Source organism: Cryobacterium soli (genome assembly GCF_003611035.1).
Classification (GTDB): Bacteria; Actinomycetota; Actinomycetes; order Actinomycetales; family Microbacteriaceae; genus Cryobacterium; species Cryobacterium soli.
Genome location: NZ_CP030033.1, coordinates 1,078,173 through 1,099,716 on the forward strand (window position 1 = coordinate 1,078,173; position 21,544 = coordinate 1,099,716).

Here is a 21,544-nt window from a genome sequence, read left to right on the forward strand (position 1 = left end):
AACGGGCGCTCCTCCACAGGTTCCGCGAGATCGAAAATGTCACCCAGTGCAGGCGACAGCAGGGACCGCGGGTCGGTCGGATGCATCCTCGCCCTATGACGGAACCTCACGACGAACCGGCCTTCCCGCCCGAAATCCTGCTCGCCGCCGACTTCCGGCGAGCCTTCGGCGCCGACCTCCGACTTCGTCGGAGCGCCGAACGTGGTCAACTGCACCGCATCGGCTGGGGCCGATACTGCCGCGCAGCAACATGGGCCGCCCTGAACCGCGACCAGCGCTACGCGCTCGTGGTGCGGGCGGCGGCCCTCGCCCGAGCAGAACAACTGCCGCTGTCGCATCACTCGGCCGCCGTGCTCTGGCAACTCCCGTTGTTGGTGCCTTGGCCGACCGACGTGCACTTCCTGCAGGCCAGGGCCAGTGGAGGTCGATCGGATCCCGGCGTCCGAAAACACGCCGTGGGCTTCGATGAGGCCGATGTGGTTGTGCGGGATGGAGTGCTCGTCACGTCGGTGGCGCGAACCGTGATCGACCTCGCCACGGTGGTTGACCTCAGGTCGGCGGTAGCCGCAACCGACCGGGCCCTGGCATGGGACCGCTCTGGTCGTGTCCCGCCCCTGACCGACCGCCAGACCCTCCTGGACACGTGGCACCGAATGTTGCCGTTTCGCGGATCTGTCCGAGCACGCACCGTGATCGACTTCGCTACGCCACTGTCTGGTTCACCGGGCGAGTCGGGAAGCCGGGTGAGTATTGCGTTGGCCGGCTTTCCGGAACCCGAGCTCCAGCATCCGTTCGTGATCAACGGCCGCACGGTCTTCAGCGACTTCTTCTTTCCGCGCGAGCAGGGCATTGGCGAGAGCGACGGACGGGTCAAGTATTTCGACCCCGTGATGCGTGATGGTCGCACGGCGGAACAGGTGGTGTACGACGAGAAGGTGCGCGAGGACATGATCCGGCTGCAAGTGCGTGGCTTCGTTCGATGGGATCATGCCACGGGGATGAGCGTGCCCCGGCTGACCGATCGACTGGCGAACCTGGGGGTGATCCCCGGGCATCCCCGTCTGTTCGACCGATGAGTCAGGGGCCCCCTCCGAACGGTTCGCGGGTCAGGCGCCGGTCCGCGGCGGGCGCGCCACCGGCGAAACGGCGCGTTGCCCGCGGAACTCGGCACCTAACGCGGAGACAAGCCCGAGCGCGGGTCAGGCGCCCCTCCGCGGAGAACTCGCCCGGGCGGGACCGCACGCGAGGCGCGGAGCGGGAAGGGGAATGCGTGCCACCGGAGCAACCGGTTAGGCGGCGGACTTCTCCAGGGACATCGCGGTGCGGAGGGCGGCGCGGGCGCGGCGCCGGTCGCCGGAGGCGTCGTAGGCCAGACCGAGCCGGAACCAGGCACGCCAATCCTGGGGCGCGGCATCCACGGCCTCACGGTACTGCGGGAACTGGGCGTCGGCGGCCTCGCGGTAGGGGCGGCCGCTCGGCCGGCTGGGCAGGTCGTTGACCGGGAGCTCTCCCTCGGCCTCGAGCTGCTTGACCAGGCGTTCGCAGCGGGCGCCGAAGACGATCTCACGCACCAGGGCCCAGGCGCCGATGATCGGCAGCACGATCAGGGCCACGCCGATGAGGATGCCGACGGGGTCGCCGCTCTGGATGAACAGCACCGCGCGCCAGCCGACCAGCACCAGGTAGAAGACCAGCAGCGCGGCCATCACGACAACGGCGATGCGTCCCTTCATTCGCCGGGCTCCATCTCGGCCTCTTCCGGACCAGCCGGCGGGATGGCGGCAGTCGCCGGCTCGTCGGCCGCCGGGCCGGACAGGCCCAGGTCGATGAGCTGGTCGAGTCCCACGGTCACGCCCACGCACTCGCGTGTGGCAGCCAGGGCCACGAGGATGCCGCGTTCGTAGGCTTCGGCGGAGAGCGTGTTGTGCGTGATGGTGAGGGACTCGCCCGAGCCGCCGAAGATGACGTCCTGGCGGGCCAGAACCCCGGCCATGCGCAGACTGTGCACGGGCACCGTGGCGATCTGCTGCCCCCGGGCGCGCTGGTCGATGTGCGGCGCGGCGACGGGCACCAGCCCCGCGCGGGCGGCCGCCATCAGCTCGGCCGTGCGAACGGCGGTTCCGGACGGGGAATCCACCTTGCTGGACTGGTGCGCCTCGACGATCTCGATGGAGTCGAAGAACCGGGCGGCGAGGGCCGACAGGGCCGTGCCGAGCACGGAGCCGAGGGAGAAGTTGGGGATGATGACGACACCCACGGTGTCGCGGCCCTGGATGCGGTGGCGCAGCGAGTCGATCCGGGCCTGGGACCAGCCCGAGGTGCCCACGAGCACCCGGATGCCGTTGTCCAGCGCATAGTCGACGATGCCCTGGCTGACCGCCGGTACGGTGAGGTCGATCGCCACATCGGCGCCGAGCATCTCGGAGAGGGCGCTGGAGGAATCGAGCCTGGCAACCAGCTCGTAGTCGGAATCGTTGTCGACCAGGTCGCAGACCAGGCGCCCCATCTTGCCCGTTGCGCCGATGACGGCCACCCGTGTTGTCATGCTGCCAATCTACCAAGCGCGGGCGTTGCCACCGGCGCGACGGCACGTAGCCTAGGGGCATGCCTGAATTCACCGAGGTGTCCGTCACGGATGCGGGATCCATCGCTCTACTCACCCAGTACTTCAGTGACCGGGCGTCCACCTTTCCCCGCGCGGGCGGCTATCGCACCACCTTCCCCACCCCTGAGCAGTTCGTGCCGCCCCGCGGGCAGTTCCTGCTCGTGAGCGAGCAACCCGAGTCGCGCATCTTCGTGGGCTGCGGCGGCATTCGTCGCATCGAGGACGGTGCGGATGGTGCGGTGCGCTTCGAGGCGAAGCACCTGTGGCTGCAGCCGCAGGTGCGCGGCCGCGGCTGGGGCGGCCTGCTGCTGGCGGAGCTCGAGAAGCGGGCCAGGGACTTCGGCGCGGCAGAGCTGGTGCTCGACACCAATGCCAGCCTGGAGGCGGCCGGCCGGCTCTACCAGCGCGCCGGGTACGCTGACGTGCCGCCGTACAACGACAACCCCAACGCCACGAACTGGTACCGCAAGGTCCTCCTCTGACTCTCTCCGGTCGAACCCGCCGCCGATCCCGGCCGTGCTGGCCGGGTGGATGAATCCGGCCCGGCTGCCCCGTTCCTCCCGGTGAACTGCTAGATTTCGGCCACAGACAACGGACGTGAAGCGGGGGCTCTCATGACAGGTCGACGAACGCCGGGCATGGCATGGACCGCAGCGGCAGTGGTGGTGGTGTGCTGCCTCGGGCTGACGGGCTGTGCGGCGGACTCCACCTCCCTGGTGCGAGACTTCCTGGCCGGCGACCGCCAGCCCGACGACACACTTCCTTCGAGCACCGGGACGCCCGGCATGGACGACCAGTCGACCCGTCTGGCGGGTTCACTGGACGGCACCAGCTACTACCTGGCCGAGTATGTCCAGCCCGAGACCGGAACTCCCGGCATCTGTCTCATCCTGGTCGCCACGGGCACCGAGTTCGCGAACTCGGCGTGCGGACCCGCCGAGCAGCTCCGGACCGTGGGCAGCGAGACCGGAGGGGCCACGATTGTGGAACGGGAAGATCCGGTCCCCGATGGTTGGACTCGACTGAGCGATTTCCTCATCGTCAACCCCGACGCCCGGCCCTGACGGGTCGGGTCGGGTCGGGTCGGGTCGGGTCGGCTAGAACAGCAGCGGGTCGGGCAGGCCGGTGCGGAGCTCGACCGGCAGGTGGCCGAGGTCGTTGTGGGTCACAAGGGACCAGGGTCGGCCGGGCTTCTGCTGCAGCACGGTGAGGCCGCAGTTGGCCTGGTTGATGCTGATCCACCGCCAGTCCGGGGCACCGAGCACCTCCCGGACGAACCAGGCGATCACGAAGTTGTGCGTGATGAGCAGGTCGTGCCGGGGGCCGCGGTGCGGGTGCAGGAACTCCGCGACGGCGTCCTCCATCTGTGCCCGACCGGCCTCGATCTCCTCGTCGGAGATCGCGTTGAAGAACGGCGCGTAGGAGCTGGGCATCTCGGGCGCGCGGCCCGACGGGACGCAGTCGAACAGCAGCGGTGACGCCTCCGGGGTGAGCGAAGGCAGCCGGTCGGCGATGATGGCGGCGGTTTCCGCGGCCCGCTGCAACGGTGAATGCCAGGCTCCCGTGAACGGCACCCCACCCAGTCGTTCGGCGATCAGGTGGGCCTGCCGTTTGCCCCGCGGAGACAGCGGGCCGTCCGGCAGGCCGTATTCGGCGTCCTGTTGCTCGCCGTGTCGCACGAGGTAGAGATATTGGGGCATCGTCGCCCTTTCGGTTGAGCTGGTGCAGGCGTCCGGCCGGGTCTGGGGCCGAACGTGGAACGGTGGGTCCTTCGAGCAGTCAGTTCACGGGCAGCGACACGGAGTCGCGGGGGAAGATCCCATCGAAGGCGTCGTCGGCGAGGGCACCGACAGCGGAGATGGAGAACGGCCGGGAGACCATCTCGGCGGCAAGCTGCTGCACGTCGTCGGCTGTCACCAGGGCCAGACGGCGCAGCGCCTCGTCGAGGTCGACGAACTCGCCCAGGGTGATCTCGGACCGGCCGAGCCGGGACATCCGTGTGTCGGAGTCTTCGAGGGCCAGGGCGGATGCGCCGGAGAGCTGCCCAGAGGCTCGCGTCATCTCGTCGGCGGTGACGCCGTGGTCGGCGAGCCGGTGCAGCTCGGCCATCATGATCTCGGCGACCTGCCCCGCCTTCGCCGGCGTGCAGCCCGCGTACATGCCGAAGAGACCGGCATCCGAGTAGCCGGGCGCGAAGGAGTATACGGAGTAGGCCAGGCCGCGCTTCTCGCGCACCTCCTGGAACAGCCGGGACGACATGCCGCCGCCGAAGATCGAGGTGAGCACGTTCATCGCCACCCGGCGGTCGTCGTTGGCGACGAGGCCCGGCGCGCCGAGCAGCAGGTTCGCCTGTTCGAGCGGGCGGTGCACGACCGTGACCGGCCGGCCCTGCTCGATCACAGCGGCCGTGCCGGAGCGCCGGCCGACGGGCGCGGCGGGCACGCTGAGGTCCCAGCCGGCCTGCAGCAGCGCGCGGGTGACGGCGGCCACAAGAACGTCATGGTCGACGGCTCCGGCCACGGTGACCACGAGGTCCTGCGGGCGGTAGTTGGCCAGGTAGTGCTCCCAGACGGCGTCACGGGTGGCGGCACGAATGGTGTCCGGGCTGCCGCCGATCGGGCGGCCCAACGGGTGCCGGCCCATCACGGCTTCGAAGAACCGCTCGTTGGCGACGTCGGCCGGGTCGTCGTCGGCCATCGCGAGCTCTTCGAGGATCACGCCGCGTTCGGTCTCGAACTCGGCCGGGTCGAGCACCGAGGAGGTGATCATGTCGGTGAGCACATCGACGGCCATGGCCAGGTCGCGGTCCTGCACCTTGGCGTAGTAGCAGGTGTATTCCTTGGCCGTCATGGCGTTGTGCTCGCCGCCCACGGCGTCGAACGCGATGGCGATGTCCAGTGCCGTGCGCTGCTTGGTGCCCTTGAAGAGCAGGTGTTCGAGGAAATGCGTCGACCCGAAGTGGCCGGGCTGCTCGTCGCGGGATCCCACCGCCACCCAGTAGCCGATCGTGAGGCTGCGGCTGCCCGGCACCTGTTCGGAGACGATGCGCACACCGCTGGGTAGCACGGTCCGTCGCACCAGGGAATCACCGGCGGCCCGAAACGAGAGTTCGGTTAGGTCAAGGGGAAATTCAACGGCGCCGTTCATATCGCTTCAACCTTACGACACCCCTGCGCGCGGGCCGGCCTGGCAGCCGGGTCCGTCACCGACCGCACACCGGATTCGCAGCGAACCGCCCACCGTCACGCGCTGGTTCAGGCGGAGACCCGGTCGAGGTCGACCATGTCGGCGCGTCCCAGCCGCACCGAGCCGGCCGCCACGAGGGCATCAACCTGGTCTGGGCGGCTCGCGCTGGCCACCGGGGCTGCCACGCCGTCCCGGGCCAGCAGCCAAGCCAGCGCGATCGAGGACGGTGCGACCCCGTGGTCTTCAGCGATGCGCTCGACGGTGCCCAGGACCTTGAGCCCGGTGCGGTTGAGGTACGCGGATGCGCGCCCAGCCCGGATGGTGTCGGTGAGGTCGGCCTTGGAATGGTACTTGCCCGTGAGAAAACCGTGGGCGAGGGCGAAGTACGGCATGACCGCCAGACCCTGCGCTCGGGTGACCAGCGCCAGCGACGATTCGAAGGAGACCCGGTTCATCAGGTTGTACGGCGTCTCGATGGCGGCGAACCGGGGCAGTCCGTTGGCGGCGAGCACCCGGGCCTCCATGAGCCGTTCGGCGGTGAAGTTGGACGCGGCGATGTACCGCACGGTGCCTGCCCTGATCAGGGTCTCCATGGCGCCGAGGCTCTCCTCGAGGGGAACGTCGAGGTCGTCGTAGTGGAAGTGCAGCAGGTCGATCCGGTCGGTGCCCAGACGCTCGAGCGACGCGTGCACGGCGCCGACGATGCTGCGCGGGGAGAGCCCGGGGTTGTCCCGGTTGCGGCCGATCTTGGTGGAGATGACGATGTCGTCTCGCACGCCGCGGGTGCGCATCCACGACCCGATGAGCACCTCGCTGCGGCCGGCGGCGTAGCTGTCCGCGGTGTCGAGCAGGTTGCCGCCGAGTTCGAAGTGCCGGTCCAGGATCGCCATGGCGGTGTCGCCGTCGGTGGTCCAGCCGAACACGCTGCAGCCCAGCGCCAGGGGGTGCACCCGCAGATCGGTGTCGCCGAGGGTGCGCCGCACCGCCGTCGCCGTGCCGGTCGAACCAGCGGGGAGGCGTACGGGGCCGGTGTGCTGCACCTGCACCGGACGGGTCTGCAGGATCAGGGCCTCCAGTGCCGCGCTCGTCGTCTCGGAGCGGGATTCACCGGTGCCGCGAGCCATCCGGACGCTGCCTGTCCCCGCGCTGCCACTCATACCGTCACCACCCTCGAACGGGTGGCGCTCTTTCGGCGCCGACCCCTGTACAGCCGAGAATAACCCGATCCTGGATTTCCGCTGGGGGCGCGCGGCAAGCGTTACCGAAACGTTCGGGATTACCCCCCGATCGGCCGGAAATGCCGCCGGGTCCGGCCTGTTCCGAGGTGCCGGGAGTAATCTGTTGCCCATGTCCGCCTCCCCGCTCTACGACATCCCGCTCACCCTCATCGACGGCACACCCACCACCTTCGGCCGCTTCGCCGGCAAGACCGTGCTCGTGGTCAACGTGGCCTCCAAATGCGGTTTCACACCCCAGTACGCAGGGCTGGAGGCGCTCTACAAGCGTTACGCCGACAGCGGCCTGGTAGTGCTCGGCCTACCGTGCAACCAGTTCATGGGCGAGGAACCCGGCACCGAAGAGGACATCCAGCAGTTCTGCGAGCTCAACTTCGGCGTCACCTTCCCGCTCACCGCCAAGGTGGACGTGCGCGGCAAGCATCAGCATCCGCTCTACGCCGAGTTGACGAAATTCAAGAAGGGCGTGCTGCCCGGCCTGATCAAGTGGAACTTCGAGAAGTTCCTGGTGAACTCCGACGGCGTGATCGTCGACAGGTTCGCGTCAACGGTGGAGCCGGAGTCCGCCCAGCTCGTCGCGGCGATCGAGCAGTCCCTGGCCCGCACCGCGGCCTGAGAGCTCAGGCATCCCAACTGCACACGCAGAGTTCGTTGCCCTCCGGGTCGGCCAGCACCCACCAGTCCGGGGCGTGCTCGTCGGTGAGCAGCACTCCCCCGACATCGATGACGTCCTGCACGCGCTCCTCGCAATCGGCGACGGGCACGTAGACATCCAGGTGGATGCGGTTGCGTTCCACCCTGGGCAGGTCCATGTGCTGGAACCAGACCCTGGGGCCCACGCCGCGCGGGTCAGTCAGTTCGGTCTCACCGGGCTCGCCCGACTCCGCGTAGCCCAGCCCCACCCGCCAGAACGGGCGCACGGCATCCGCGTCTGCGCAGTCGATGGCGACGTCGATTCTGGTCGGCAGCAGGTGGGTGGCCCGGGCCTCCTGCTTCGCGGCGAGTTCCTGGATGCGCAGGGCGAGTCGCAGGTCACGCTGGGTGACCCCGGCCACATCGTGGGAGCTGAGCCGGAACTCCACCGCTCCCCACGCCAGGGCGACATCGGGGTGGTGGTTCAGCGCCTCGGCGTCGGCGGCCACCGCGTCGACCAGCCGCACGGCTGTCGCGAAGTCGTCGGTGCGGTAGCTGGCGTAGAGGGTGCCCTCCAGGTGGATGAAGTCGCCCCCGGCCAGCACAGTGTGGGTCTGGGCAGGGGTCAGGGTGTCGCGCGTGTCAGCCATGCGCCTACTCTTCCGCGCCCAGCCGACCCGGTCAACCCGAGCGAGGCGAGCCAAAGACGCTGCGGCGCCGGCCGTGCGGTTCGCACGGCTCGATTCGGGCACGGTGGGCAGTGTGCCCTGTTCAGGGGGTAACCCGCGTGCTACGGTCAGGCACTATGCACCACCTGGACCGAGTCGACCTCGAGCTGCTCCGAGCCCTCTGCGCCAAGCCCGACAGCACCTACGTGGGTCTGGCGCAGACCCTCGGGCTCTCCCGCAACACCGTGCAGGCACGGATGACCCGGCTCGAGGAGTCGAAGGTGTTCCTCGATTTCGACCGGCGGATCAACCCCGTCGTGCTCGGCTACCCCCTGACGGCGTTCATCGAGGTGTACATCGCACAGAAGAAGGCCGCGGAGATCATCGCCGAACTGGTCTTGATCCCCGAGATCGTGCAGGCACACGGCATGAGTGGCGCAGCCGATCTCCTCGTGCGAGTGGCCTGCGCCGACGCAGAGGACCTCTTCCGGATCGACCGCACCATCTTGGCCTGCGACGGTGTGGAACGCACCGAGACGTCCCTGGCGATGGGCGAGCTCATCCCGTACCGGGTGACTCCGCTGCTCGACCGGGGCATCCAGCCCAAGACCGTCTGACGGCGCACGCGAAAAGGCCCGCCCTGCCGAAGCAGGACGGGCCTTCCGTCTGACCGGCACACCTGGCGAGAGGTGGCCGGCAGAACTAGTGACTAACCTTCGGCCGGAGCTTCGGGTCCCTCGGATGCGGCGTCGCGACCTTGCGTGTCGGCCTCATCGGCGAGGACCGGGGCGAGCGAAAGCTTGCCACGGTCGTCAATCTTGGTGATCTCAACGAGGACCTTCTGGCCCACGCCGAGGACGTCTTCGACGTTCTCCACGCGCTTGCCGCCGGCGAGCTTGCGCACCTCAGAGATGTGCAGCAGGCCGTCCTTGCCCGGGAGGAGCGAGACGAAGGCGCCGAAAGCGGCGATCTTCACGACAGTTCCGAGGAACTGCTCGCCAACCTCGGGGTTGGTGGGGTTTGCGACGGAGTTGACCATGATGCGCGCGGCCTCGGCCGAGGGACCATCGACGGCGCCGATGTACACGGTGCCGTCTTCCTCGATCGAGATGTCGGCGCCGGTCTCGTCCTGGATCGAGTTGATCATCTTGCCCTTCGGGCCGATGAGCTCGCCGATCTTGTCGACGGGGATCTGCACGCTGATCACGCGGGGCGCGGTCGGTGCCATCTCGTCGGGCTTGTCGATCGCGGCGTTCAGCACGGCGAGGATCGTCGTGCGAGCATCCTTCGCCTGCGTCAGCGCGCCGGCCAGGACCGACGCGGGAATGCCGTCGAGCTTGGTGTCGAGCTGGATCGCGGTGACGAACTCGCTCGTGCCGGCAACCTTGAAGTCCATGTCGCCGAGGGCGTCTTCGGCACCGAGGATGTCGGTCAGGGCCGCGTAGCGGGTCTGGCCGTCGACGGTGTCGGAGATGAGGCCCATGGCGATGCCGGCGACCGGGGCGCGCAGCGGCACTCCGGCGTTCAGCAGCGACAGGGTGGAGGCGCAGACGGAACCCATCGAGGTGGATCCGTTGGAGCTGAGCGCCTCGGAGACCTGACGGATGGCGTACGGGAATTCCTCACGCGTGGGCAGCACGGGAACCAGGGCACGCTCAGCGAGCGCTCCGTGGCCGATCTCGCGACGCTTCGGCGTGCCCACCCGACCGGTTTCACCGGTGGAGTAGGGCGGGAAGTTGTAGTTGTGCATGTAACGCTTCTTGGTGACCGGGCTCAGGGAGTCGATCGTCTGCTCGAGCTTGAGCATGTTCAGCGTGGTGACACCCAGGATCTGGGTCTCGCCGCGCTGGAAGATAGCGGAACCGTGCACGCGCGGGATGACCGCGACCTCGGCGTCGAGCGGGCGGATGTCGGCCAGGCCGCGTCCGTCCATACGAACACCCTCGTTGAGCACGCGCGAGCGCACGACGAGTTTGGTGACGGACTTGTACGCCGCGCCGACCTGGTTGTTGGCCGTCGCGGGCAGTTCGCCGGCTTCGACCTTGGCCGCGATGGCGGTCTTGACGGATGCCTTGAGCACGTCGTCGGCATCCTGACGCGCGATCTTGTCGGCGATGACGTAGACGTCCTTGAGGCCGTCGTACGCCAGGGCTGCGACAGCGTCGTAGACCTCGGTGGTGTACGGCGGGAACAGCGGGTAGTTGCCGGTGGGCTTGGATGCCGCGGAGGCAACCTGCTGCTGGGCGACGATGAGCTGCTTGATGAACGGCTTGGACGCCTCGATACCCTCGGCGATGACCTCTTCGTTCGGCTTGATGGCGCCGCCCTGGATCAAGGTCCAGGCGTTGTCGGTCGCTTCGGCCTCGATCATCATGATCGCGACGTCTTCGCTGCCATCGGCATCCGTCACAACGCGGCCGGCGACGACCATGCTGAACACGGCCTCTTCAACCTGCGAGTGCTTCGGGAAGGCGACCCACTGGCCGGAGCCGTTGTCGTCGGGGATGAGGGCGACGCGGACGCCACCGATCGGGCCGGAGAACGGCAGGCCGGCGATCTGGGTCGACATGGACGCGGCGTTGATGGCCAGGACGTCGTAGTACTCGTCGGGCGCGATGGCCAGAACGGTCACGACAACCTGGATCTCGTTGCGGAGTCCGTCGACGAACGACGGGCGCAGCGGCCGGTCGATCAGACGGCAGGTGAGGATCGCCTCGGTCGACGGGCGACCTTCGCGGCGGAAGAAGCTGCCCGGGATGCGGCCGGCGGCGTACATGCGCTCTTCGACATCGATGGTCAGCGGGAAGAAGTCGAAGTTGTCCTTCGGCTGCTTGCTGGCGCTCGTGGCGGAGAGAAGCATGGTCTCTTCGTCAATGTAGGCGGCGGCTGAGCCCTGCGCCTGCTGGGCGAGACGCCCGGTTTCGAAACGGATGGTGCGCTTGCCGTACTTGCCGTTGTCGATAACGGTCTCGGCGAACGTGATTTCTGGACCCTCCATATGGGGGTTCTCTCCTTTGTTTAGACTCGTTTGCCCGTGTGGCGCGCGAGTGGGACATCGGAGCAGGATCAGGCAGAACATGGCTGCCGAACATGTGTTGGGCGCCGACGTTGCTGGCCACCAGTAGAAATTCACCAACGTCGCGTGCCTGGCATTCGTGTTTTGTGAACACTGTCGCGTTGGGAAACCACCACCGAGGACCAGCGTCCTGCCGGTCTGCTCCGGGTAAAGCGGGTAGATCCGAAGAACTACCTGCCCAAGCCTAGCAGAACAGGGGTTAATCGATAGGGATCCGGGCGTCGAAGACCGGCCCGTCGGCGCAGACCAACGGACCTTCCACACTCGGGTCGGTGCGAACCGGGGCGGCGCAGCCGTGGCAGTAGCCCAGGCCGCACGCCATGTGCGCCTCGAGCGAGGCCTGCACGGGCACGCCCCAGTGCGCGCCGAGCTCTGCGGCGAGCCGGGCGAGCACGCCGGCCCCGCAGACCAGGACAACGTCGGGTGGGGTGGCCTCGGGCGTGGAGCCGTCGAACTCGGCGCGCAGCCGGGCACCGAGGGTGTCCAGCCCGCTCGAGCCGTCGTCATCCGTGGCCTCGATCACCCGCACGCCGAGTTCGGCGCAGTCGGTTCGGCCGAGCAACTGCTCGGGGCGTTGGCCGCTGAGCACCATGGTGGTGCGGATGCCCGCTGCCGCGGCATCCTCCGCGGCGCCCATCACGCCGCAGATGCCGACGCCGCGGCCGATCAGCAGGGCGGTGCGGGTGCCACGCGGGAACTCGAACCCGCGGCCGAGCGGACCGGTGACCTGCAGGCTCCCGCCGACCGGAACGGCAGCCAGGGCGCGGGTGCCGCGGCCGACGACGCCGTAGATGAGCTCGACAGTGCCGGCGATTGCCACGGTCGCAAGCTGGTCCGCGGTGGCGGGGCGTGCCGGAGCGGCCAGGCGGCGTCGGTGGATCGCCATCGGCCGGGGCAGCAGGACGGTGTCGCCGCCGTTGGGCGGCACCGTGATCATGAGGAACTGGCCGGCCTGGGCCGCAGCGGCGATGGCGTCGCTGGCCAGGACCAGGCGGCGGTAGCGCTCCCCCGCCGGCTCGTGCACGAGCACCTCGGCGTCGTCCCAGACCGGTTGCGGGCGCGGCACCAACGAGCGCGGGCGCACCGAGATGAGCCCGTCGAGCGCCGCCGCATCCGCCTCGGCAAACGCGCGCTGGCGTGCGGCGGCCGCGCGCCGGGCGGCGTCAACCTCTCTCCGCTGGTCGAGCCCCTTCCGCCCGTCGAGCTCGTCGACTAACGACGGGTTGCGTTCCGAGAACGGGTTCGGGTTCACAGTGCGGACTCCAGTTCGAGTAGCTCGCGGATGCTGCCGACCCCGGCGTCGCGGCACCGGTGCCCCAACCCCCGGGCGATCTCCACGGCAGCGAACGGCCGACCGAAGCTCGCTGTGCCCACCTGCACCGCACTGGCTCCGACCGAGAAGTAGTCCAACGCATCGTCGACAGTGCCGACTCCGCCGCAGGCGATCACGGGGATCTGCACGGCGCGGGAGGCGAGCCAGACCAGCCGCAGCACGATCGGTTTGATCGACGGCCCGGACAGGCCGCCGATGACGTTGCCGAGAATCGGCCGGCGGGTGGCGGCATCCAGCGGCATCGCGGGGATCGAATTGGCCACGCAGACGGCGTCGGCGCCGGCTTCCTCGGCGGCCCGTGCGCAGTCCGCGATGGAGGTGACCAGCACCGGCAGCTTCACGATGATGGGTTTGTCGGTGACCCGCCGCACGGCGCCGACCACGGCGCGGATGGCCGCCGGGTCGGAGCCGATGTCGGTGCCGTCCCGGTCGAGGTTGGGGCAGGACACATTGAGTTCGAACGCGCTGCCGTGCTCGCAGAGCGCCTCGACGACGGGGGCGTACTCGCCCGGCCGGTGCCCGCCGACGCTGATGATCGTGGGCACACCCAGGGCGGCGTAGCGCGGGTGCAGCTCGGCGAGATAGCCGGCCGGGCCCCGGCTCGGGATGCCCACGCTGTTCACCATGCCCGCGGGGATCTCGGTGAGCCGGTGCACCGGGTTGCCGCCGCGGGCGGAGCCGAAGACTGTCTTGGTGACGGTGGCGCCGAGTTCAGCTACCGGGATGAGCGCACCGAGCTCGGGGCCGAAGCAGCCGGATGCGGGCATCACCGGGGTGCGCAGGGTGAGGGTGCCGATGCGCATTGAGAGGTCAACCGCCAGGTCGAGCGGTTCGGGGCCGGCGGCGAAGAACGCGGCGCGGGCATCCGGAAATACGGGTCCCTCGCGAAGGGCGACCATGAAAGACCTGTCTGTCTACGCGGTTGTCACGGCTTCCGTCTCTGCGGAAGCACTCTCTCCAGCGCACTGCGTTTCAGTCTGCCGCCCGGCGCGCGGGCCGGGCAGAGCCGAAGGTCCCGGCGCACACGCGGGCTTCGGCGCGGTACGCGACAGTCCCGTTGGTCGAGCTTGTCGAGCGAGAGTCGCTCTCCAGCGCGACCCACGATGGGCGCGACACACACGCACGTCACGAGGTCTCGACCAGCGGACGCGGCACCGGGTGGGCACGCGAAAGCGGCCGTGTGGTCACCTCAGCGAACTGAGCTGACCACACGACCGCTTCCGTGGAACAGAACTAGCGCGGCGGGAACATGCCGGCGGGGTTGAAGCCGGCGGGGAGCTCGAACGGGTCGCGCACCCGGGTGGACCGGTCGGAGCGGGCGACCAGGGCCGCCAGCTCCCCCGCGGCGCGCTCGATGCGTGCCGGCAGGGTGGCCACGCGGCTGTCGATCCGGCCGCCGCTGTCGCCGGTACCCCAGTCCTCCGACGCGGCGAACACCGACGTGGGCACCACCACGGCGTGCAGGTAGGTGAACATCGGTCGCAGCGCGTAGTCCAGCGCGAGCGAGTGCCGGGCCGTGCCCGCGGTCGCGCCGATCAGCACCGGCTGGTCGGTGAGGCTGCGGTTGTCGATCACGTCGAAGAACGTCTTGAACAGGCCGCTGTAGCTGGTGGTGAAGATCGGGGTGACGGCGATCAGGCCGTCGGCCGAGGTGACGGCTTCGATCATCTCTTCCAGCCGTGGGTTGGCGAACCCGGTGAGCATGTTGTTCATGATGTCCTGCGCATAGTCGCGCAGTTCGTAGGTCACGACCGTCGTGGCGACCCCCTCGTCGGCCAAGCGCGCCACGGTGGCTGTGGCGAGCTTGTCGGCGAGCAGCCGGGTGGAGGAGGGCTGGCTGAGCCCGGCGGAGACGACCGCCAGAGTGCGCTCGGTCATCTCTACGCTCCGGTCTTGCCTGCGCCGGCCAGGCCGAACGCGGCTCCCGACGCCCTGCGGTGCGGCGCGATCGCTGCGGCCGTGTCCAGGTCGTCACGGTGAGCGGATGCGACCACGGTCGGAGCCTGCGCGGCCTCGGCCGCGATCACCAGGGACTCGTGGGTGGGCCCGTCCGGCACGTCGGCCGGGCGGTTCTTCGCGAATTCCTTGCGGAGCACGGGCACGACCTCCTCGCCGAGGATATCGAGCTGCTCGAGCACTGTCTTCAGCGGCAGACCGGCGTGGTCCATCAGCCAGAGCTGGCGCTGGTAGTCGCCCACGTAGTCACGGAAACCGAGCGTGCGGTCGATGACCTCCTGCGGGCTGCCGACGGTGAGCGGCGTCTGCGAGGTGAAGTCCTCCATGCTCGGTCCGTTGCCGTAGACCGGCGCGTTGTCGAAGTACGGCCGGAACTCACTCTTGGCGTCCTGCGAGTTCTTGCGCATGAACACCTGGCCGCCGAGGCCGACGATCGCCTGCGCGGCGCTGCCGTGGCCATAGTGCTCGAAGCGGTTGCGGTAGTACTTGACCATCTTGGCGGTGTGCGACGCGGGCCAGAAGATGTGGTTGGAGAAGAAGCCGTCGCCGTAGTACGCGGCCTGCTCCGCGATCTCGGGGCTGCGGATGCTGCCGTGCCAGACGAACGGAGGTACGCCGTCGAGCGGGCGCGGAGTGGACTGGAAGCCCTGCAGCGGGGTGCGGAACTGGCCTTCCCAGTCGACGAAGTCCTCGCGCCACAGCCGGCGCAGCAGCGCGTAGTTCTCCAGGGCGAGCGGGATGCCCTGGCGGATGTCCTGGCCGAACCAGGGGTAGACCGGGCCGGTGTTGCCACGGCCCAGCGTGAGGTCCACCCGGCCGTCGGCGATGTGCTGCAGCATCGCGAAGTCCTCGGCGATCTTCACCGGGTCGCTCGTGGTGATCAGCGTGGTGGCGGTGGAGAGGATGATCCGCTCCGTCTTGGCCGCGATGTAGCCGAGCATGGTGGTCGGCGACGACGGCACGAAGGGCGGGTTGTGGTGCTCGCCCGCGGCGAAGACGTCGAGGCCGACCTCTTCCGCCTTCTGAGCGATGGTGAGCATGGCCTTGATGCGCTCGTGCTCGGTGGGGGTCTGCCCCGTGGTGGGATCGGTGGTGAGATCGCCGACAGTGAAGATTCCGAACTGCATTTTCAGCCTCCAAGACTCAATGCGTTTGCATGTACCGGTGTCAACGGCAGAAAAGCCGATCCTATTCCCGACCCATTATGGGTGTGGCAACCCGGGTTTCGCTGGATGGTTCCGGAACGGTCAGCCCGGCCAGAGTGTGCTGGATCGCGACGGCGGCCGCTCCCCGGGCCCAGGAGGAGACGCCGGTGTCGTCGATGCTGATCTGCAGGGGGGTCGCTTCCGGGTCCCGGCCGCTGCGGGCCGCACCGATGACCTCGTCGGAGACGACCGCCCAGAGCCCGATTCCCTCACCGGCCAGCACCACGGTGTCGAGCATGGCGAGGTTGGCGATGAGCGCGACCAGACGCCCCAGTGCCCGCCCAGACGCCCGCAGCACCTCGAGGGCGGCAGGGTCGCCGGCCGTGCCGAGCGCGAGCACCTCGTCGTAGGTGACCTCCCGGCCGAGCAGCCGGCCGACCGCCGACCGGATCGAGGGCTCGGTGAGCATGGCGTCGGAGCATCCGCGGTGCCCGGAGTCGCAGAGCGGTCCGTTCTCGTCGAGCGGAACGTGGCCGCCGAGGCCCAGCCCGCTGTCGCTCGTGGTGATGACCTGATCGTTCACGACAAGGCCGTAGCCCACTCCGGCGCCGATGGTGAGCACGGCGAACGTCGATGTGCCGCGGCCGGCACCGAACCACTGCTCGGCTGCGGCCAGCCCCGCCACATCGTTCTCCACGAAGACCGGCACACCGAGAGCCTTTTCCAGCGCCGTCGCCAGGTGCACGTCGCGCCAGCCGAGGAACGGCGCGCGGGTGACGACCCGGGAACGGGCGACCTTGCCGCCGACCGAAACGCCGACGGCGGCCAGGGATCCGGATTCCGCCCCGTCATCGGCAAGTTCGCGAATGAGGTCTGCGAGGTGTGCCACGACGGTGTCCTCATCGCGGCCGCTCAGCGAGCGCTGGCCGGCGGCGAGCTCCTTGGCACGCAAGTCGGTCAGGACGCCGAAGGCGTCGTCGGCGGTGAGCTTCACGCCGACGAACCGTCGGCCGTCCACCCGCACATCGAGCGGTCGGGTCGGACGGCCGACCCCTCCGCTCTGATCATCGCTGAGTTCGATGAACAAGCCGCGGTCGAAGAATGGCTTGCTCAACCGGGTGAGGCTCGCCGGGGACAGGCCGAGACGACGGCCCAGCTCGCCGCGGGAGATCGGGCCATGCATGAGCACGGCACGCGCCAGGCTGACCGCTGACTCACCGAGCGGTGGCAGGGCCTCGTAGCTCCCGTGCATGGCGTGCGCCTTCCTGTCCCCCATAAACGGGTTGGCACTCATCTTGACATAGACGCCGACGCCCTCGTGTCCCCGGCGTTGCGTGCCAGGCACTGCCTGCCTGAGCGGGGCCTGGCGCCCGCGCCGCGCGAGGCCCGCCGCGGCGGCCGGAGGCGGGGGACGTCCCCCGGAGTGGTGCCACTCACGCGGCGGACGCTACATTGGACGGACGATTTATTTCTATCGGTAAACCAATTCGTTCAGCACCGGATTCCCAGCGCCTGTGCGCTGGTTCTCCGGCCAGGGAGGACCCCGTGACCGCAGTCGAGCCCCGAACCCCCGCGGCACCCGCCGCCACCACCGGGCACGCGCCCGCCGCAGCCCCCTGGTGGACCACGGCCGTGGTGTACCAGGTCTATCCGCGCAGCTTCGCCGATTCCGACGGCGACGGCATCGGTGACCTCGGCGGGGTGCGCGCCAAACTCGACCACCTCGCCGAACTGGGCGTCGACGCCATCTGGCTGTCGCCGGTCTACCCGTCCCCGCAGCACGACAATGGCTACGACATCCGCGATTACCAGGACATCGACCCGGTGTTCGGCAGCCTCGAGGAGTTCGACGCCCTGCTCGCGGAGGCCCACGAGCGCGGCATCAAGATCGTGATGGACCTGGTGGTGAACCACACGAGCGACGAGCATCCGTGGTTCGTCGAGTCACGGTCGTCAACCGACAACCCCAAGCGCGACTGGTACTGGTGGCGTCAGCCCGGCGCGGCCGGCGCCGAACCGAACGGCTGGGGCAGCGCGTTCAGCGGCCCGGCCTGGACCCTGGACGAGACGACAGGCGAGTACTACCTGCACCTGTTCGCCAAGCAGCAGCCCGACCTCAACTGGGAGAACCCCGAGGTGCGCCAGGCCGTCTACTCGATGATGAACTGGTGGCTGGACCGCGGCGTCGACGGGTTCCGGATGGACGTGATCAACTTCATCGCCAAGCAGCTCGACCTGGTCAGCGGGCCGGCCGCTGCCTCCGACGGCGGCTCCCCGATGGGGGCGCAGATCCACGACTACCTGCAGGAGATGCATCGCGAGGTCTTCGCCGGTCGCCCCGGCGAGCACCTCACCGTGGGCGAGATGCCGGGGGTGAGCATCGACGACGCCGTGCTCTTCACGGATGCCGCGCGCGCGGAGGTCGACATGATCTTCCAGTTCGAGCACGTCTCGCTCGACCAGGGCGTGCACAAGTTCGATCCGCTGCCGCGCGACCTGGTCGCACTCAAGCGCAGCCTGGCGCGCTGGCAGGACGGCCTGGCCGAGACGGGCTGGAACAGCCTGTACCTGAACAACCACGACCAGCCGCGCCTGGTGTCCCGGTTCGGCAACGACACCTCGTGGCGCTACGAGTCGGCCACGCTCTGGGCCCTGGTGCTGCACCTGCACCGCGGCACGCCCTACATCTACCAGGGCGAAGAGATCGGCATGACGAACGTTCGGTTCGAGGGCATCGAGGACTACCGCGACATCGAGTCGCTCAACCACTACCGCGAGGCCGTGGAGCAGTTCGACCAGTCCCCCGCGAGCGTGCTGGCCGGGGTGCATGCAATGGGCCGCGACAACGCGCGCACTCCCATGCAGTGGGATGCGTCCGCCCACGCCGGTTTCACCACCGGCAGCCCCTGGATCGCCGCGAACCCGAACCACACCGAGATCAACGTGGCGGCCGACCGTGCGGCCGAGCGGAGCGTCTTCCGGTTCTACCAGCGGCTGATCGCGCTGCGGCACGACGACCCGGTGGTGGCGCTGGGCGCCTTCGAGCTGCTCGAACCCGAGCACGAACAGCTGTACGCGTTCACCCGCACCCTCGACGGCCAGGTGCTCCTGGTGCTCGCGAACGCGTCGGACACCCCGCTGACCCTGCAGGGCGAGTGGCTGCCCGACGACATCTCCGGCGCGGAGCTGCTGCTGGGCAACTACCCCGGCGACGGCGCCGCGGCGCTCCGCCCCTGGGAGGCCAGGCTCTACCGGCTCTGACCCACGCCACTTCTGTTCCCCAAGCGGACTTCTGCGGCCGGTACGCCGGACGCAGAAGTCCGTTCGGGGAACAGTTGTGCGGACCTACTCGCCGCGGACGGCGCGTTCTTCGCGTTCGATCTCCTCGCGCCGGGTGGCGTCGACGAGCAGCTTGGCGTTGATGCCCACGAGCGAGTGGCGACGTCCGTAGGCGAAGTACACGATGAAACCGAGCACCAGCCAGACCAGGAACCGCACCCAGGTGAGCGTGGTGAGGTTGAGCATCAGCCAGAGGCAGAGCGCGGCCGAGAGGATCGGCAGGTACGGCGACAGCGGCACCTTGAACGAGCGCTTGAGGTCGGGGCGCTTCTTGCGCAGCACCACCACCGCGATGCTCACGAGCACGAACGCCGAAAGGGTTCCGATGTTGATCATCTCTTCGAGCACACCCACATCGGTGAGGCCCGCGATGAGCGCGACCGCGGCGCCGGTGATGATCTGGATGCGCACCGGCGTGCGGCGCTTCTCCGAGGTGACGCTGAGCCAGCGCGGTAACAGGCCGTCCCGGCTCATGGCGAAGAGCACCCGGGAGAGCCCGAGCAGCAGCACCATGATCACGGTGGTGAGGCCGGCCAGGATGCCGATGGAGATCACCTGGGCGGCCCAGCCGGCGCCGACGGCGATGAACGCCGTGGCCAGCGAGGCATCCTTCGCGTCCGCGAGCACGGTGTACGGCACCATGCCGGTGAGCACCAGGCTGACACCCACGTAGAGCACCGTGACGATGGCCAGGCCCGCGAAGATGCCGCGCGGCAGGGTCTTCTGCGGGTTCTTGACCTCTTCGGCGCTCGTGGCCACCACATCGAAGCCGATGAACGCGAAGAACACCAGCGAGGCACCGGCGAGCAGGCCGAAGATGCCGTACTGGGCGGGGGCGGCACCGGTCATGAAGGAGAACAGCGACTGGGTCCACACGTCGCTACCGACACCATCCGTGGTGGGCACGGACTCGGGGATGAACGGCGAGTAGTTGGCCGGGTTGATGAAGAACGCGCCCACGACGATGACGAAGAGCACGATCGCCACCTTGACGATGGTGAACACGCTGGCGACCCGGGCGGAGAGCTGGGTGCCGAGCACCAGCAGGGTGGTGAAGATCGCGACGATCACGAACGCGCCCCAGCTCACGTTGAGGCCGAGCACGTTGATGGTGTCCGGGATGTTCCAGTTCCAGAGTTCGAAGACGTCGCTGAGGTAGATGCCCCAGTACTTGGCGATCACGGCGGCGGCGGTGAGCATCTCGAGGATCAGGTCCCAGCCGATGATCCAGGCGAGCAGCTCGCCGAGCGTGGCGTAGGTGAACGTGTACGCGGAGCCGGCGACGGGCACCGCGGAGGCGAACTCGGCGTAACACATGATCGCCAGGGCGCACGTGACGGCCGCGAGCACGAAGGCGAGGGTGACCGACGGTCCGGCGTAGCTGCCGGCGGCCTTGGCGCCTACTGAGAAGATGCCGGCGCCCACGGCGACGGCCACGCCCATGACCATCAGGTCCCACGTGCCGAGGGTGCGTTTGAGGCTGTGCCCCTTCTCGAGGGAATCAGCCATCGACGATTCGATGCTCTTGGTACGCCAAAGACTCATGGGTGTATCCGATCGTGTAAAGCTCAAGTTTATGGCGGACGGGCGTCCAGCGGCAGACCGAAGGTCCCGGCGGCGCCCAACCACCCCCGCTCGACCGATGCTGGAGGAGGCTGTCCAGCGGGCGCCGGCTGAATGAATCCTCAATGTTCGGTGGGGAGGGGCGCACGCGCGCCGACCCGTGACTAGCGTGGAATGTGGCGACGCCGGCCGTGTCCGGCCCGCCCGAAGCCATCCGCTTCACTCGACCGACGACAAGGAGAACCATGACGACCACCGAACTTTCCGGCAAGCGCATCGCCTTCCTGCTCACCGACGGATACGAGGACAGCGAGCTGTCGAGCCCCTGGCAGGCCGTGACCGAGGCCGGCGCCACCGCCGTGCTGGTCTCCCCCGCCACCGAGAGCATCACCGGCAAGAAGGGCCACTCGCAGTATGTCGACCTGGCCGTCGCCGACGCCCGCGCGGACGACTTCGACGCGCTGGTGCTGCCCGGCGGTGTCGTGAACGCCGACCACCTGCGGATGGACCAGAACGCCATCGCCTTCACCCGCGACTTCTTCAGCGCGCACAAGCCTGTGTCGGCCATCTGCCACGCCGCCTGGATCCTCATCGAGGCGGGCGTGATCGAGGGCCGCACCCTCACCTCCTACCCCAGCCTGAAGACCGACCTGCAGAACGCCGGGGCCACCTGGGTCGACGAAGAGGTCGTGGTGGACAACGGCCTTGTGTCCAGCCGCACCCCCGACGACCTGCCGGCGTTCAACGCCAAGGTCATCGAAGAGGTCGCCGAGGGCGCCCACGCCGGACAGACCAGCTGACCTGT

General features: G+C 68.8%; 20 protein-coding genes. 7 read left to right on the forward strand and 13 right to left on the reverse strand.

Going from position 1 to position 21,544, the window contains the following annotated elements; all coding sequences use genetic code 11:
* Positions 1-95: 95 nt before the first annotated feature.
* Positions 96-1,076 carry a hypothetical protein gene (locus DOE79_RS04935; RefSeq protein WP_120337534.1) on the forward strand — a complete coding sequence of 327 codons (981 nt, stop codon included), beginning with the start codon at positions 96-98 and terminating at the stop codon, positions 1,074-1,076.
* Positions 1,077-1,289: 213 nt separating this feature from the next.
* Here DOE79_RS04935 and DOE79_RS04940 read toward each other — a convergent pair whose 3' ends face one another.
* Together DOE79_RS04940 and dapB are read right to left on the reverse strand one after the other, a co-directional pair.
* A complete protein-coding gene (locus DOE79_RS04940; RefSeq protein WP_120337535.1) occupies positions 1,290-1,733 on the reverse strand; it encodes a hypothetical protein in 444 nt (147 codons plus the stop codon).
* Positions 1,730-2,545, reverse strand: a complete 816-nt coding sequence (dapB, locus tag DOE79_RS04945; protein WP_120337536.1) for a 4-hydroxy-tetrahydrodipicolinate reductase — start codon at positions 2,543-2,545, stop codon at positions 1,730-1,732. Before dapB ends, DOE79_RS04940 begins: the two co-directional genes overlap by 4 nt.
* Before the next feature lie 59 nt (positions 2,546-2,604).
* Here dapB and DOE79_RS04950 point away from each other — a divergent pair, with 59 nt between their 5' ends.
* Together DOE79_RS04950 and DOE79_RS04955 are read left to right on the forward strand one after the other, a co-directional pair.
* Complete coding sequence (locus tag DOE79_RS04950) at positions 2,605-3,087, forward strand: GNAT family N-acetyltransferase (protein WP_120337537.1); 483 nt, start codon at positions 2,605-2,607, stop codon at positions 3,085-3,087.
* Positions 3,088-3,243: 156 nt separating this feature from the next.
* Positions 3,244-3,669: a hypothetical protein gene (locus DOE79_RS04955; protein ID WP_120337538.1), complete on the forward strand. Its 426-nt coding sequence runs from the start codon at positions 3,244-3,246 to the stop codon at positions 3,667-3,669.
* Positions 3,670-3,702: 33 nt separating this feature from the next.
* On the opposite strand, the gene DOE79_RS04960 is transcribed toward DOE79_RS04955, so the two are convergent.
* The 3 genes from DOE79_RS04960 to DOE79_RS04970 all read right to left on the reverse strand — a co-directional run bounded on the left by DOE79_RS04960 (position 3,703) and on the right by DOE79_RS04970 (position 6,915).
* Positions 3,703-4,305 (reverse strand): histidine phosphatase family protein, encoded by a 603-nt coding sequence (locus DOE79_RS04960; protein WP_066599206.1) that lies wholly within the window; start codon positions 4,303-4,305, stop codon positions 3,703-3,705.
* 79 nt (positions 4,306-4,384) lie between these two features.
* Positions 4,385-5,752 carry a M16 family metallopeptidase gene (locus DOE79_RS04965; RefSeq protein ID WP_120337539.1) on the reverse strand — a complete coding sequence of 456 codons (1,368 nt, stop codon included), beginning with the start codon at positions 5,750-5,752 and terminating at the stop codon, positions 4,385-4,387.
* Positions 5,753-5,859: 107 nt separating this feature from the next.
* Positions 5,860-6,915, reverse strand: coding sequence for an aldo/keto reductase (locus DOE79_RS04970; RefSeq protein WP_120337540.1), 1,056 nt, complete (start codon positions 6,913-6,915; stop codon positions 5,860-5,862).
* A 223-nt stretch (positions 6,916-7,138) separates the two neighbouring features.
* Between DOE79_RS04970 and DOE79_RS04975 the strand changes: the two genes are divergently transcribed.
* Positions 7,139-7,642: a glutathione peroxidase gene (locus tag DOE79_RS04975; RefSeq protein WP_120337541.1), complete on the forward strand. Its 504-nt coding sequence runs from the start codon at positions 7,139-7,141 to the stop codon at positions 7,640-7,642.
* Between the two features lie 4 nt (positions 7,643-7,646).
* On the opposite strand, the gene DOE79_RS04980 is transcribed toward DOE79_RS04975, so the two are convergent.
* On the reverse strand, positions 7,647-8,309 hold the full coding sequence (locus DOE79_RS04980; protein WP_120337542.1) for a VOC family protein: 663 nt from the start codon (positions 8,307-8,309) through the stop codon (positions 7,647-7,649).
* A 155-nt stretch (positions 8,310-8,464) separates the two neighbouring features.
* Here DOE79_RS04980 and DOE79_RS04985 point away from each other — a divergent pair, with 155 nt between their 5' ends.
* Positions 8,465-8,944 (forward strand): Lrp/AsnC family transcriptional regulator, encoded by a 480-nt coding sequence (locus DOE79_RS04985; RefSeq protein ID WP_120337543.1) that lies wholly within the window; start codon positions 8,465-8,467, stop codon positions 8,942-8,944.
* A gap of 92 nt (positions 8,945-9,036) precedes the next feature.
* Here the strand turns inward: DOE79_RS04985 and DOE79_RS04990 are convergent, their stop codons facing one another.
* The 6 genes from DOE79_RS04990 to DOE79_RS05015 form a co-directional block, all read right to left on the reverse strand.
* On the reverse strand, positions 9,037-11,325 hold the full coding sequence (locus tag DOE79_RS04990) for a polyribonucleotide nucleotidyltransferase (protein WP_120337544.1): 2,289 nt from the start codon (positions 11,323-11,325) through the stop codon (positions 9,037-9,039).
* A gap of 277 nt (positions 11,326-11,602) precedes the next feature.
* A complete protein-coding gene (locus tag DOE79_RS04995; RefSeq protein WP_220094285.1) occupies positions 11,603-12,655 on the reverse strand; it encodes an iron-sulfur cluster-binding protein in 1,053 nt (350 codons plus the stop codon).
* Positions 12,652-13,635, reverse strand: coding sequence for a dihydroorotate dehydrogenase (locus DOE79_RS05000; RefSeq protein WP_120337545.1), 984 nt, complete (start codon positions 13,633-13,635; stop codon positions 12,652-12,654). The genes DOE79_RS04995 and DOE79_RS05000 overlap by 4 nt, the downstream gene beginning before the upstream one ends.
* A 334-nt stretch (positions 13,636-13,969) precedes the next feature.
* Entirely contained in the window at positions 13,970-14,614 is a 645-nt protein-coding gene (locus DOE79_RS05005; protein WP_120337546.1) for an FMN reductase, read from the reverse strand.
* Between the two features lie 2 nt (positions 14,615-14,616).
* Positions 14,617-15,819, reverse strand: coding sequence for an LLM class flavin-dependent oxidoreductase (locus DOE79_RS05010; RefSeq protein WP_120337547.1), 1,203 nt, complete (start codon positions 15,817-15,819; stop codon positions 14,617-14,619).
* A gap of 61 nt (positions 15,820-15,880) precedes the next feature.
* Complete coding sequence (locus tag DOE79_RS05015) at positions 15,881-17,089, reverse strand: ROK family transcriptional regulator (protein ID WP_120337548.1); 1,209 nt, start codon at positions 17,087-17,089, stop codon at positions 15,881-15,883.
* A 293-nt stretch (positions 17,090-17,382) separates the two neighbouring features.
* On the opposite strand from DOE79_RS05015, the gene DOE79_RS05020 reads away from it, so the two are divergent.
* Entirely contained in the window at positions 17,383-19,098 is a 1,716-nt protein-coding gene (locus DOE79_RS05020) for a glycoside hydrolase family 13 protein (RefSeq protein ID WP_120337549.1), read from the forward strand.
* A gap of 84 nt (positions 19,099-19,182) precedes the next feature.
* Here the strand turns inward: DOE79_RS05020 and DOE79_RS05025 are convergent, their stop codons facing one another.
* A complete protein-coding gene (locus DOE79_RS05025; protein WP_120337550.1) occupies positions 19,183-20,721 on the reverse strand; it encodes an amino acid permease in 1,539 nt (512 codons plus the stop codon).
* Positions 20,722-20,984: 263 nt separating this feature from the next.
* Here DOE79_RS05025 and DOE79_RS05030 point away from each other — a divergent pair, with 263 nt between their 5' ends.
* Positions 20,985-21,539, forward strand: coding sequence for a type 1 glutamine amidotransferase domain-containing protein (locus DOE79_RS05030; RefSeq protein WP_120337551.1), 555 nt, complete (start codon positions 20,985-20,987; stop codon positions 21,537-21,539).
* Positions 21,540-21,544 lie beyond the last annotated feature (5 nt).